The sequence below is a fragment of the Reyranella sp. genome (genome assembly GCF_004297265.1).
GTDB lineage: Bacteria > Pseudomonadota > Alphaproteobacteria > Reyranellales > Reyranellaceae > Reyranella.
Genome location: NZ_SCUT01000061.1, coordinates 29,879 through 43,200, shown reverse-complemented (window position 1 = coordinate 43,200; position 13,322 = coordinate 29,879). Strand labels below are relative to the sequence as shown.

General features: G+C 67.9%; 11 protein-coding genes. All 11 read left to right on the top strand.

All coding sequences use genetic code 11. From position 1 onward, the window contains the following. Position 1 precedes the first annotated feature (1 nt). Genes asnB through EPO41_RS27625 form a run of 11 tightly spaced genes read left to right on the top strand, consistent with a single transcriptional unit; the run spans position 2 to position 13,158 of the window. Positions 2–1,837, top strand: coding sequence for an asparagine synthase (glutamine-hydrolyzing) (gene asnB / locus EPO41_RS27675; RefSeq protein WP_296332393.1), 1,836 nt, complete (start codon positions 2–4; stop codon positions 1,835–1,837). A gap of 8 nt (positions 1,838–1,845) precedes the next feature. Then, a complete protein-coding gene (locus EPO41_RS27670; protein WP_296332391.1) occupies positions 1,846–2,946 on the top strand; it encodes a glycosyltransferase family 4 protein in 1,101 nt (366 codons plus the stop codon). Continuing rightward, on the top strand, positions 2,943–3,785 hold the full coding sequence (locus EPO41_RS27665) for an ABC transporter permease (RefSeq protein ID WP_296332389.1): 843 nt from the start codon (positions 2,943–2,945) through the stop codon (positions 3,783–3,785). Before EPO41_RS27670 ends, EPO41_RS27665 begins: the two co-directional genes overlap by 4 nt. A 2-nt stretch (positions 3,786–3,787) precedes the next feature. Next, entirely contained in the window at positions 3,788–5,074 is a 1,287-nt protein-coding gene (locus EPO41_RS27660) for an ABC transporter ATP-binding protein (protein ID WP_296332386.1), read from the top strand. Between the two features lie 10 nt (positions 5,075–5,084). Then, positions 5,085–6,335 (top strand): glycosyltransferase, encoded by a 1,251-nt coding sequence (locus EPO41_RS27655; protein ID WP_296332384.1) that lies wholly within the window; start codon positions 5,085–5,087, stop codon positions 6,333–6,335. Then, a complete protein-coding gene (locus EPO41_RS27650) occupies positions 6,335–7,384 on the top strand; it encodes a glycosyltransferase (protein ID WP_296332381.1) in 1,050 nt (349 codons plus the stop codon). The genes EPO41_RS27655 and EPO41_RS27650 overlap by 1 nt, the downstream gene beginning before the upstream one ends. Before the next feature lie 10 nt (positions 7,385–7,394). After that, entirely contained in the window at positions 7,395–8,684 is a 1,290-nt protein-coding gene (locus EPO41_RS27645) for a hypothetical protein (RefSeq protein WP_296332379.1), read from the top strand. After that, positions 8,681–9,841 carry a glycosyltransferase family 4 protein gene (locus EPO41_RS27640; protein WP_296332378.1) on the top strand — a complete coding sequence of 387 codons (1,161 nt, stop codon included), beginning with the start codon at positions 8,681–8,683 and terminating at the stop codon, positions 9,839–9,841. Before EPO41_RS27645 ends, EPO41_RS27640 begins: the two co-directional genes overlap by 4 nt. Positions 9,842–9,845: 4 nt before the next feature. Continuing rightward, the gene (locus EPO41_RS27635) at positions 9,846–10,769 is read left to right on the top strand and encodes a glycosyltransferase family 2 protein (protein ID WP_296332376.1); all 924 of its coding nucleotides are present in this window, start codon (positions 9,846–9,848) and stop codon (positions 10,767–10,769) included. Further along, positions 10,766–12,160, top strand: a complete 1,395-nt coding sequence (locus EPO41_RS27630) for a glycosyltransferase (RefSeq protein WP_296332374.1) — start codon at positions 10,766–10,768, stop codon at positions 12,158–12,160. Before EPO41_RS27635 ends, EPO41_RS27630 begins: the two co-directional genes overlap by 4 nt. Further along, on the top strand, positions 12,160–13,158 hold the full coding sequence (locus tag EPO41_RS27625) for a glycosyltransferase family 1 protein (protein WP_296332372.1): 999 nt from the start codon (positions 12,160–12,162) through the stop codon (positions 13,156–13,158). Before EPO41_RS27630 ends, EPO41_RS27625 begins: the two co-directional genes overlap by 1 nt. Positions 13,159–13,322: the final 164 nt, after the last annotated feature.

Here is a 13,322-nt window from a genome sequence, read left to right as displayed (position 1 = left end):
CATGTGCGGCATAGCAGGCATCCACGCCTATCTCGACGTTGCGCCGCCGGTCGACCGCGGCGAGCTGGTTCGCATGAGCGAGCGCATGGTCGCGCGCGGGCCCGACGGCAGTGGCCTGTGGGTGAGCGGGGACGGCCGCACGGGCTTCGGCCATCTCCGGCTCGCCATCATCGACCTGTCCGAAGGTGGCGCGCAGCCGATGCATGCGAGCGATGGACGCCTCACGATCACCTTCAACGGCGAGATCTACAATTACCGCGAACTGCGGGCCGAACTGCAGGCGAGGGGGCGCACCTTCCGCAGCGGATCGGATACCGAGGTCCTGCTGCAGCTCTATGCAGAGTACGGCGCCGCGATGGTCGGCCGGCTGCGCGGCATGTTCGCCTTCGGCCTGTGGGACGCGGACAAGCGGACGATGCTGCTGGCGCGCGATCCGCTCGGCATCAAGCCGCTCTACTGGGCCGATGACGGCTGGACCCTGCGCTTCGCCTCGCAGGCCAAGGCGTTGCTGGCGGGCGGCGCGGTGTCGCGCGACCCGGATCCTGCCGGGATCGTCGGGTTCCATCTCTTCGGCAGCGTACCCGAACCCTTCACGGTCTGGCGCAGCATCCAGTCGCTGCCGGCCGGGACGATGCTTACCGTCGACGCCACCGGACCCGGCCTCCCGCAGCGCTACTACGACGTGGCGACGGCCCTGACCGAGCGGGCTGCGCCGGCCGCGGCGCCGGGTGACTCTCGCAGACGCGTCGCGGAAGCCGTTCGTGATTCGGTTCGCCATCATCTCGTCGCGGACGTACCGGTCGCGGTGTTCCTCTCCGCCGGCATCGATTCGGGGGTGTTGCTGGGAACGATGGCGGGGCTGGGCGCGCGCGACGTCACCGCCGTGACGCTGGGCTTCGCGGAATTCGAGGGACTGGCGCTCGACGAAGCCCCGCTGGCGGCCGAAGTGGCGGCGCGCTACGGCGCGCGCCATATCGTCCGCACCGTCGACCGTGCCGAGTTCGAGCGAGACCTGCCGGCGATAATGGATGCGATGGACCTGCCGACGGTCGACGGCATCAACACCTGGTTCGTCGCCAAGGCCGCGCGCGAGGCGGGCATCAAGGTCGCGTTGAGCGGGCTCGGCGCCGACGAATGCTTCGGCGGCTACCCGTCCTTCACCGACGTGCCGCGCAGCGTACACTGGTTGCGGCCGGTCTCCTGGCTGCCGGGCCTGGGGGCATTGGCGCGATGGGGCTTGTCCGGCGCCATCGCCGCCGGACTTCGCCTGCATCCCAAGGCGGCAGGGGTGCTGCAGTATGGCGGCAACTGGGCGGGGGCCTATCTGCTGCGGCGCGGCGTCTACATGCCGTGGGAGCTCGACGACGTCCTCGATCCGGCACTGGTCCAGGAAGGGCTGCGTCGCCTCGCGCCGCTCAGCCGGATCGCCGCCGCCCTCGAGGCCGGCCATCGTCTGGGCGACTTCGACCGCGTGGCGGCGCTGGAGACATCGCTCTACATGCGCAACCAGCTTCTGCGGGATGCCGACTGGGCGGGCATGTCGCAGGGCGTCGAGATCCGCGTGCCGTTCGTCGACCCGTTCTTCATCGCGGCGCTTCCGCCCGGCCCGGTGCTGGCCGGCATGAATGCCAAGGATGCGATTGCCGAGGTGCCGAGCCCGCCGCTGCCGGACAGCGTCCGCCACCGGCGCAAGACCGGCTTTTCGACGCCGCTCGGGCGCTGGCTGCAGGACGCGGCCGGCGCACCCCGGCAACCGGGGATCGATTTCTCCGCGGCCTCGCGGGCCTGGGCGCTCAACGTCTGGCGCGCCGGCTGGACCGGCCCGGCGGCGGCCTAAGCGACGCAATGGGGACTCGCATCCTCGCTCTCGTCGGCGACTGCTACGGCGCGCGCGGCGGCATCGCACGCTACAATCAGGATCTGTTCGACGCGCTGGCCGACGGTGATACGGAGATCCTTGTCCTGCCGCGCCACGGCGACGCCCGTGGGATGGCGCTTCCTCCCGGCGTGCGTCAGAAGCCGCCGATCTTCGGCCGGCTCGGCTATTCGCTGGCGGCGATCGTCGCGGCGTGGCGCTTCCGGCCCATCGACACCGTATTCTGCGGTCACGTCTTCATGGCGCCGCTGGGCTTCCTGCTCGCCCGGCTGTTCGGCGCGCGTTACTGGGTGCAGGCGCATGGCACCGATGTCTGGCAGGACCTCCGAGGTCTCGTGCAGTGCCTGATCCGGAACGCCGATCTCGTGAGCACGGTCAGCCGCGAGACGCGTCGTATTCTGCTCGCCCGGGTCGACCTGCCGCCGGAACGCGTGCGCGTTCTGCCGGATACGGTGCAAGATGTTTTCACGCCGGGGCCGGCGCCCGCCGCGTTGCGCGACCGTCTGAAGCTCGGCGCAGGCCCCGTCCTCCTCACGGTCGGGCGGCTCGCCTCGAACGAGCGCTACAAGGGCCACGAGCCGGTCTTCTCCGTCCTCGCGGGTTTGCGCAGGAAATTCCCCGATCTCGTCCATGTCGTGGCGGGCGACGGCGATGACAGGCAGCGTCTCGAAGCGGTCGCCGCCGAACTGGCGCCGGGTGCCGTGCGTTTCCTGGGATTCGTGCCCGATGCGGAACTGCCGGACCTCTACCGTCTGGCCGACCTGTTCGTGATGCCGAGCACGGAGGAGGGGTTCGGCATCGTCTATCTCGAGGCGGCGGCCTGCGGTTTGCGGGTCGTCGGCGGGAAGGGGGGCGGCACGGCCGATGCCATTCCCGACGAGCGTGTCGGTGTGATCGTCGATCCCGCCGACCGCGCGGCGCTGGCCGCCGCGATCGAGCAGCAATTGGAGAGGGGCAAGGCCGATCCGGCGGCCGTCGAACCCTATCGGCGGTCGCATTTTGTCGCCGCTGCGCGCGCACTCTATGCTCGCCTGATGGCCCAGCCGCGTCGTATGAGTTCCGGCCTATGATAGTCAGTGATCGCCCTTCGCAGCGGCTCATCCTCGAGGCCGGACGTGCCGACCGGCAGTACTGGGCCGACATCTGGCGATACCGCGAACTCTTTTTCATCCTTGCCTGGCGCGACGTCGCGGTGCGCTACAAGCAGACGGTGATCGGCCTGGCCTGGGCCTTCGTCCGGCCGTTTGTGACCATGGTCGTCTTCACGATCGTGTTCGGCAAGCTTGCCAGGCTGCCGACCGAAGGCGACGCGCCTTATGCGGTGCTGGTCTTCGCCGGCCTGCTGCCATGGACTCTCGCTTCGTCGATCCTGAGCGACGCGTCGAACAGCGTCATCACGAACTCGCAACTCGTCAGCAAGGTCTATTTCCCGCGCATCATCATTCCCTTCGCGACCGTGATGGTGGCCCTCGTGGACTTCGGCGTGAGCCTGCTCATCCTGATCGGAGTCATGGCGTGGTACGGTGTCGTGCCGGACTGGCACATCCTGCTGCTGCCGGTCTTCGTCGTGCTGGCGGTGCTGGTGGCCATCGGACCGGCGCTGTGGGCGGCCGCGATGATCGTGAAGTACCGTGACTTCCGCTTCATCATCCCGTTCGTCATCCAGGTCGGTCTCTACGTTTCCCCGGTCGGCTTTTCCACCAAGGTCGTACCGCCGGAATGGCAGCTGCTCTACAGCGTGAACCCGATCGTGGGCGTGATCGATGGTTTCCGCTGGGCCATCCTGGGCGGCGACAGTCCGCTCTACCTGCCGGGTTTCGCGGTCAGCATGCTCGTCGCTGCCGGCATGCTTTGGCTCGGCATCCACACGTTCCGCCGCACCGAGCGCGGCTTCGCCGACCTGATCTGAGCATGTCCGACGTCGTCATCCGCGCCGAGAAGCTCGGCAAGAAGTTCGTCATCGGGCACCAGGTCGAGTATTCGGCCATCCTTGGCGAGGCGCTGGTGCGCAGCGCCCGCGGCATGGCGCGCCGCGCGGTCGACATGCTGCGCGGCCGTGCCGTCGTCGAGGGCGACGAGGTCGAGGAATTCTGGGCGCTGCGCGACGTCGATTTCGAGATCCGGCGCGGCGAGGTGGTCAGCATCATCGGCCACAATGGTGCTGGCAAGACGACGCTGCTCAAGATCCTGTCGCGCATCCTCGAGCCGACGCTGGGCAGGGTCGAGCTGAACGGCAGGGTCGCCAGCCTGCTCGAGGTGGGTACCGGCTTCCACCAGGAACTCACGGGTCGAGAGAACATCTTCCTGAACGGCGCCATTCTCGGCATGACGCGCCAGGAGGTGCTGGCACGGTTCGACGAGATCGTCGATTTTTCCGGCGTCGAGAAGTTCATCGACACGCCGGTCAAGCGCTACTCGGTCGGGATGTATGCGCGGCTGGCCTTCTCGGTGGCGGCCCACCTGGAGACAGAGATCCTGTTCGTCGACGAGGTGCTGGCGGTCGGCGATGCGGAATTCCAGAAGCGCTGCCTCGACCGTATGTCGGCGGTTGCGAGTGCAGGACGGACCGTCCTGTTCGTCAGCCATAATCTCGCGGCGGTGGCGGCGCTCACCCGGCGCGGCATTGTGCTGAAGGGCGGCCGGCTCATCTTCGACGGTCCGATCGAGAACGCGATCGCCCACTATTCGGCGTCGCTCAGCAAGGGCAAGGTGTCGCGAGACTGGGGACGCGGCCATCACTCCGCGATCATCTCCGCCGACCTGCTCGATGCGCAGGGGATGCCGACGGATACCTACGAGCCGGGAACACCGTTCAATCTCCGGATCGAGGTCGAGACGGCCAACATGCCCGGCCTGGGGCTCGAGCTGCACCTCCGTGACGCCAACAACCTTCCGGTGGGCTTCTATTCGTCCAGCATCTTCTCGCAGACCCCGCTGCCGAGCCAGGGGCGCCATGTCTGCACGCTGAGCCTCCAGCCGCTTTTCCTGGCGTCGGGTGACTACAGCTTCGACATCTCCACGAACTCGCTCACCATCGTCGTCGATCACGCCGTCGCCAACGCGATCCCGTTCCGGGTCGCCGCGTCGAGCCCGGGCGGCATCGCCTACGACTTCAAGCAAAGCCTCGGCAACGGGGTCCTCGCCATGCAGCTCGCGTCGCCCTTGCGCATCGACTCCAGATCGCCGGAGCCGGCCTGACCGCCGAACCATGCGCCGCACGGTTTGCATCGTCAGTCCCGGCAATCTCGCCTCGAATCCGCGGGTATTGAAGGAAGCGGACGCGCTGCATGGCGCGGGCTACGACGTCACCGCGATCGTCTGCGACTACAACGAAGCGCTGCGCCAGGCCGACGACGAGATCGAGGCGGCGGCTCCCTGGAAGGTGATCCGGGTGCCGCGCGCGCGGGACGAAGGGATCGTGGCACGCGCGGCCGCAGCGCTCGCCCGGCTGCTCGTGTCCCTCGGCCTGTCGGTCCCGGTCGGCGTGGCCGCACGCAGTGCCCGCGCGCCGGTTGCGGCACTCATGCGGCGCACCGCCGAAGTGCCGGCCGACCTCTACATCGCCCACTATGTTGCGGCCTTGCCGGCCGTGGCCGCGGCGGCGCGACGCCATCGCGCGCTCCTCGGATTCGACGCCGAGGACTTCCATTCCGGCGAAGGCACCGGGACGCCGGGCGACGCTTTCCGGATGAAGATGATCGGGATCGTGGAGCAGGCCATCCTGCCGTCGTGCTCGCACATGACCGCCGCCGCTCCCCTGATCGGCAAGGCCTATGCGGCGCGCTACGGGCTGGCCGAGCCGGTCACGGTGCTGAACGTCTTTCCGCTGTCCATGGCGCCGCTCCAGCCGAGACCCGTTCGGTCCCAGAAGGGGACGCCGACACTTCGGGCCTACTGGTTCTCCCAGACGATCGGCCTCGATCGCGGCCTCCAGGCGTTCATCCAGGCGATGACCCGCACGCAAGCGCGTGTCACGCTCGACATCAGAGGCAGCAACCGCTGGGGCCATGGCGATTCATTGCTGGCGTTGGCCGCCTCGCTCGGCCTGGCCGACAGGGTGAGATTGCTGCCGATGGCTCCGCCGGGCGAGATGGTCAGGCTGGCTGCCGACTACGATGTCGGCCTGTCGCTTGAAACCGAGATCAGCGAGAATCGTCGCATCTGCCTTACGAACAAGATCTTCACCTACATGCTGGCCGGTGTGCCGGTGATCCTGAGCGATACGCCGGGCCAGAAGCTGCTGGCGACCGATCTCGGACCGGCGGCCAGGCTGTGCGCCCTGGCCGATCCGGCGGGTCTGGCCGCGACGCTCGACGCGCTTGCCTCGCCGCCCGTCCTCGCCGAGGCTTCGGCAAGCGCGTGGCGTCTCGGCCGTGAACGCTACAACTGGGAGAGGGAGCAGGACGTGCTGCTACAATCGGTGGCTGCCGCCTTCGCGCGACGGGAGGCCGGATCCTGATGCGCCTGCTGCTGACGGCCGATCCGGAGATCGAGGTCCCGCCGCGTCTCTATGGCGGGATCGAGCGCATCGTGGACGTGCTGGTTCGCCGGCTGCGGGCCGCGGGCCACACGGTCGCGCTGGTGGCGCGACCGGGGTCGGAATGTCCCAACGACGGGTTCTTCCCCTGGCCGGGGTCGAGTTCGCTGTCGAGGCGTGACACCGTGCTGAACACGCTCGCCCTCGCCCGGGCGGTGCGGGCCTACAGGCCCGACGTCGTGCACAGCTTCTCGCGCATCGCCTATCTGCTGCCGCATCTGCGCGGCCGCATTCCACTCATCATGTCATTCCAGCGCGAGCCGACGCACCGCACCGTCGGCCTCGCCGTCCGGCTGGCGGCACCCGGACGCCTGACCTTCACCGGCTGCAGCGACTACATTGCGCGCCGTGGCCGGCCGGCGGGTGGCGAGTGGCACGGCATCCCCAACTTCGCGGATACGGAAGGCCTGACGCTCGGGCCATCCGTTCCCGACGATGCGCCGCTGGTCTTCCTGAGCCGGGTCGAGGAGATCAAGGGCGCGCATTGGGCGATCGAGATCGCGCGGCGCACCGGCCGCCGGCTGATCATCGCCGGCAACCATTCGGAGCGGGACGATCCGGAAGGCCGGTTCTGGCGGGAGAAGATCGAGCCGGAGATCGGCAAAGGGGGCATCGAATATGTCGGGCCGGTCGACGATGTGCAGAAGAACGCCCTGCTGGGCGGCGCGCGGGCCATGGTCGTTCCGATCCAGTGGGACGAGCCCTTCGGCATTGTGTTCGCCGAATCGCTGGCCTGCGGCGCGCCGGTGATTTCGTGCCCACGCGGCGCTCTGCCGGAAATCGTTCGCCCCGGCGTCGACGGGTTCCTGATCCGGTCCATCGAGGAAGGCTGCGAGGCGGTAGAGGGCGTGGGCACACTCGACCGCGCGGAATGCCGCCGTCGCGCCGTCGATCACTTTTCGGCCGATGCCGTGGTGACGCGCTACATCGACCTCTATTCCAAGGTGCGCGCCCGTCTGGCGCGGTCATGACTCGTTTCCCGTGACACGTCGTCTCGCCCTGGTCAGCGGACATTTCCCGCCGAGCAATCTCGTGGGCGCGCAAAGGGCGCGTCTGTGGTCGCGCTATCTGCCGGAGTTCGGCTGGGAGCCGGTCGTCGTGACGGGTGACCCGGCGGAATACGAGGAGCGACCCGATCCGGACCTCGAGCGGCTGGTGGCCCCGGGTCTCAAGGTGATCCGCGCGAAGACCCTGTCGACGCGCCCCGTGCGACTGGTCGGCGATATCGGCATCCGTTCCTTCTGGGGCTGCTATCGTGTGCTCGCCAAGATGGCGAAGGCCCGCGAGATCGATTTCGTCATGGTGACGATCCCGTCCAACTTCCTCGCGCCGGTCGGGCGCCTCCTGCATATCCGCCACGGCCTGCCGTTCGGCATCGATTATCAGGATCCATGGGTCAATCGCTGGACGGGCAACGAGAAGCCCTTCTGCCGCGCCTGGGCTTCGAACAAGCTGGCCGAGATCCTCGAGCCCTGGTCGGTACGCGATGCGGCACTGATCACCGGCATGGCGCCGGGTTACGTGGCCGGCATGCTGGAGCGCAATCCCGGGGTCGCGTCGCAAACGGTGCTGGCCTACATGCCGATGGGGACCGCGCCGGAGGACTATGCGCTGGTGCGCAGCCTCGGGCGGGCGCCCTTCCTGTTCGATCCCGCGGACGGCCGCTTCCACATGATCTATGCCGGTGCGCTGCTGCCGGCCGGCTTCGTCGTGCTCGACGCGTTCCTGGCCGGACTGCGCACCTTGCGCGAGCAGGCGCCGCAGGTTGCCGGGAGGCTTGCCGTCCATTTCATCGGCACCGGCAGTTCGCCCGACGATCCGCTGGGCCATCGCGTGCTGCCGCATGCGCGCGCGGCCGGGGTCGAGGAAATGGTGGACGAGCATCCCCATCGCATCGGCTATGTCGATACGCTGAACCATCTCATGCACAGCAGTGCCGTGCTGGTGCTGGGATCGACCGAGGCGCACTACACGCCATCGAAGGTCTTCCAGGCGATGCTGTCGGAACGCCCGGTCTTCGCCTTGCTCCACCGCGACAGCACGGCGGTCGCGATGATCCGGTCTGCCCATGTCGGGGAGGTCCTGACCCTGACCGAGAGTGCATTGCCGTCGGCCGACGCCGTGGCCACTTCGCTTCGGGCCTTTATCGAGCGGCCGGCCCATGACGCGGCTTCCGTGGACCGCAGCGTCTTCGAGGGCTATTCGGCACGCGAGTCGACGCGCCTGTTCGCCGAGGCGCTGGATCGCGCCTGCGCCCGAGGCGGCCCATGAGGCGGCGCGTCGGCTACCTGGCCAGCCATCCGATCCAGTACTACACGCCGCTGTTCCGCGAACTTGCGCGGCGCTGCGATCTCACCGTGTACTTCGCCCACCGGCAGGACGCAGCCGGGCAGGGGCAGGCGGGCTACGGCGTCGGCTTCGACTGGGATGTCGATCTCCTGTCCGGCTATGAGAACCGGTTCCTGGAGAACGTGGCCCGTGTGCCTTCGACCCAATCCTTTGCGGGCTGCAACACGCCAGGGATCGCCGACCTGATTTCGCAGGGCCGCTTCGATGCTTTCGTGGTGCCGGGTTGGTCGCTCCGGTCCTATTGGCAGGCGGTGAGGGCGTGCCGGCGCGCGCGCGTGCCGGTCATGGTGCGGGGCGATTCGCAGCTCGCGGGCCAGCGCCGCGGGGCGGTCGGCCGCGTCAAGGGCGTGGTTTTCCCGCACATGCTGAAACAGTTCGACGCCTGTCTCTATGTCGGCCGGCGCAACCGCGAATATCTCGAACACTATGGTGTGCCGGCCGGCCGGATGTTCTTTTCGCCCCACTGCGTCGACAACGATTTCTTCAGGCGCTTGAGCGATGGGGCGCGGACACCACGCGCGGCGGACGGGCGCCGGCGCGTGCTGTTCGTCGGCCGGCTGGTGGACAGCAAGCGGCCGCTCGATGTCGCGCAGGCCGTCTCGCGGCTCTCCGCAGACGGCCAGCCTGTCGAGCTCGTCGTTGCCGGCGCCGGAGAACTTCGGGGCCGGATGGAGGAGGCCGCCCGAACCGGCGGTGTCGATGCGCGGTTCCTGGGATTCGTCAACCAGAGCCAACTGCCATCGGTCTATGCCTCGTCCGACGTGCTCGTGCTGCCGTCGACCGCGGTCGAGACCTGGGGCCTCGTGGTCAACGAAGCCATGGCCTGCGGCGTCCCGGCGGTGGTGTCCGACGCCGTCGGCTGCGGGCCCGACCTGATCGAGCCGGGGATCACCGGCGCCGTGGCGCCCCTCGACGACGTGCCGGCACTGGCGGCGGCAATCTCGTCGGTTCTCGCGCTCGACATTGGCATGACGCGCCGCGCGCTGGCCGAGCGCATGGAAACCTATTCGCCGGCGCGAGCCGCCGACGGCCTGCTCGAAGCAGCCGATGCCCTTGCCTCCGGGAACCGGCTAAGGTGACGGCGTGAGCGACATTTCCGTCGTCATTCCGACCTTCAACCGCCTGTGGGCCTTGCCGCAGGCCGTCGAGTCGTGCCGGTCCGTCGACGCAAACGTGGAGATCGTCGTCGTCGACGACGGAAGTACGGACGGAACCTGGGACTGGCTGCAGGCGCAGCGGGACATCGTCGCCATCCGTACCGAGAACTGGGGCAAGGACTGGGCGGTCGAGACGGCGCTCCAGGTCGCGCGCGGCGACTATGTCCGCTTCCTCGATTCCGACGACTGGCTTTGCGACCATGCCAACGAGCGTCAGCTCGCGCTCGCCCGGGAGACCGGCGCCGACCTGGTCGTCGCGGGCTACGAGGACTACGACAACGAAACCGGAGAACGGCGGGTCAATGCGTGGGCCGACTGCGACGACTTCGTCGCCCAGCAGCTGGGCGAAGGCTGGTCGTCGCACTATTCGGCCTTCCTGTTCCGCCGCGATCTCATCCGCGGCATCCCGCACCGGCAGGACTTCGCGTTGCGCGACGACCGGCTGTTCATCCTCGAGGTCGCACTGCGCCGGCCGTGCCTGGCGGTCTACCGCGAGCCGGCCTTCGTTCACCGGCGCCATGCCGGCGGGCGTTTGCAGCATACGTCGGGCTTCAGGCGCGACCTCGGCTACTGGACCCACATCTCGATCTACCGCAAGACGCTCGGCCTGCTCGAGGCGCGCGGCGAACTCACGCTCCGCCGCAAGCGCGCCGCCATTCGCATGCTGTGGCCCAATGTGCGGGCGTTCGCGCGAGCCTATCCGCAGGAAGCGGCGGAAGTCGTCGACTGGATCTACCGGCTCGATCCCGGTTTTGTGCCGCCAGTGCGTCCGGCCCTGGCCCTTGCCTACAGATTGCTGGGCTTTGCGACCACGGAACGGCTGCTGCGGCTCAGGAAGTTGCAGCAATGACTTCCGAGGCTGTCGGCAGGCCGGTAGCGACCGAGGAGGGCAAGCGGCTTCGCATCGTACACTGTGTCGGCTTCTATTTCCCGGACTCGACCGGCGGCACCGAGGTCTATGTGCGCGACCTGGTGACGGCGCTGTCACGGCATTCGATGGACGGCTCGATCATCGCCGCGACCGACGGCACCTATGACCGGTATTCGTGGAACGGCGTGGAAGTCGTCCGCTATCCGATCGATGCGCCCGAGATCCAGCGCGTCACCGACAGGGACGTGCGCAGGCGGCGCACCATGTTCCAGGAGATCGTGGAGGCCACGAGACCGGACCTGTTCCACCTGCATTCCTGGACGAGCGGCGCCGGCCTGCGTCATCTCCGGCAGGTGGCGCGGATGGACATTCCCAGCGTCGTCACGATGCACGTGCCGTCGCCGATCTGCATGCGCGGCACGATGCTGCTCAACGACGAACGCCCGTGCGATGGCCGTATCGACGACCGCCGTTGCGCGCGGTGCTGGGCGCTCGACCGTGGCCTGCCGTCGCCGGCAGCCTATCTCGTGGCGCAGTTGCCACGATGGGATGTCACCGACAGCGTGATCTCGCGCCTGTCCCCGCGCGCGGCGACCCTGCTCTCGGCGCGGGCGGCCGCAGCCACGAAAGCGCGGCAGCTGCGTTCGATGGCCACGCTCAGCGAACGCATCGTGGCGCCCAGCGAATGGGTGCGTGCCGCGCTGGCCGAGAATGCGATTCCGCCCGAGAAGGTGGTGGTGTCGGGGCAGTCGGCCAGTGCGGAGTTCTCCGACCGCAAGCCCCGGCCGCTGCAGGGTGTCGATCGCCGGCAGATCGTGATCGGCTTCCTCGGCCGGCTGGAGCGCTACAAGGGCGCCGACTTGCTCGTGCGCGCGCTGGCCGAGCTGCCCGCCGACCTGCCGGTCCTCCTGCGGATTGCCGGCGTCGGCCAGGACGCCCGCTTTACCCGCCGAATGGAGGAGGCGGCCCGGAAGGATCCCCGCATCCAGCTGATGGGACTGGTCGAGCACGAAAAGGTGCCGGAGTTCCTGGCGGACATCGACGTGCTTGCAGTGCCGTCACGCTACATGGAGACGGGGCCGATCGTCGTGCAGGAGGCGCGGGCGCTCGGCATCCCGGTGATGGGTGCCGATCTCGGCGGCATTTCCGAGCGCGTCCATCATGGTGTCGACGGTTGGCTGTTGCCGTTCGACGATCCCGGGCCGTGGGCTGAAGCGATCCGGGTCGCCGCCACCGATCGTGCCGAGGTGGCGCGGTTGTCGAGCAACATGCGTCGGACGCGGTCGATCGACGATGTTGCGTCGGACATGGCCAAGCTCTACCGCGAGATCATGGCCGGTCGGCCGCAAACTGCCGGGGCGTGGTCCTAGTGCCTTCACGCGCGCCCCTCAATCTCTTCTATGAAGAGCCCGATTCCGACCGATGGGTACCTTTCGACCGCTATCCGCGGCGCATGGTGCGCTGGGCGCTGCGCGGTCCGAAGCAACCCGGCGGGACGATGCGCGTCTACCTCAACCTGTGCGCGGGCCTCGACCGTCTGAACGTGCCGTACCGCGTCAATGACTATGGGCATATCCGCGAGAATCCGCACGAACTGGCGTGTGTGGTCGGCCAGCCGCACGTGCTGGCGAAGATTCCGCTGGAAACCCCCATCCTGTTCGGCACGTCGATCTACAATCATCCCAGCGACGATCCGGACCTGCTGCGCCGCCGCAGGATATGCCGCATCCTGGTACCGAGCCCCTGGGTCGAGCGGATGTTCTCGGCGGTCTGGCCGGGCAGTATCAGCGTCTGGCCTGCCGGCATCGACACCGATCGCTGGTCCCCCTCGAAGCGTGCGAACAAGGACGTCGACGTCCTGATCTACGACAAGGTGGCCCGGCATCGCAGCCGCTACATGCGCACCATCGTCGAGCCGTTGCTCGACGAACTCCGGCGCCGCCGCCTCACCGTGCAGACACTTCGCTACGGATTCTACCGCGAGGAACGGTTGCACGACCTCAGCCGGCGTACACGGGCCATGATCTACCTCAGCCATCACGAGACGCAGGGCCTGGCCGCCCAGCAGATGCTGGCTTCGGACGTTCCGCTCCTTGCGTGGGACCATGGCGGATTGTGGAAGGACCCGAAATACGCGCCGCATCTCGTGCGATTCGGGCCGGTGACATCGGTGCCGTACTGGGATGAGCGATGCGGCATGAAATTCAAGGGCGGCAGCGACCTCCTGCCATCCTTCGACAAGTTCTGGTTCGGCGTCGAGGCCGGCCTCTATGCGCCACGCGAGATGATCGCCGAGAATTTCACGCTCGAAGGCCAGGCAATGGCCTATCTGGCGCTGGTCGACAAATACGGTCCCAGAGCGGTATGATTTGAATCAGGGGCCGATCAACGGCGAGCGCGTCCGCCTCGCCATCGATCCTGTGCTCGTTCCGACACTGCGACTCGGTTGCATTCGTGGGGCCGCAACCGAAACGAAAGAAATAAACGAAACCAACGAAAGGAAAAAGCGCTCCGGGGGCGATTCTGTACTTC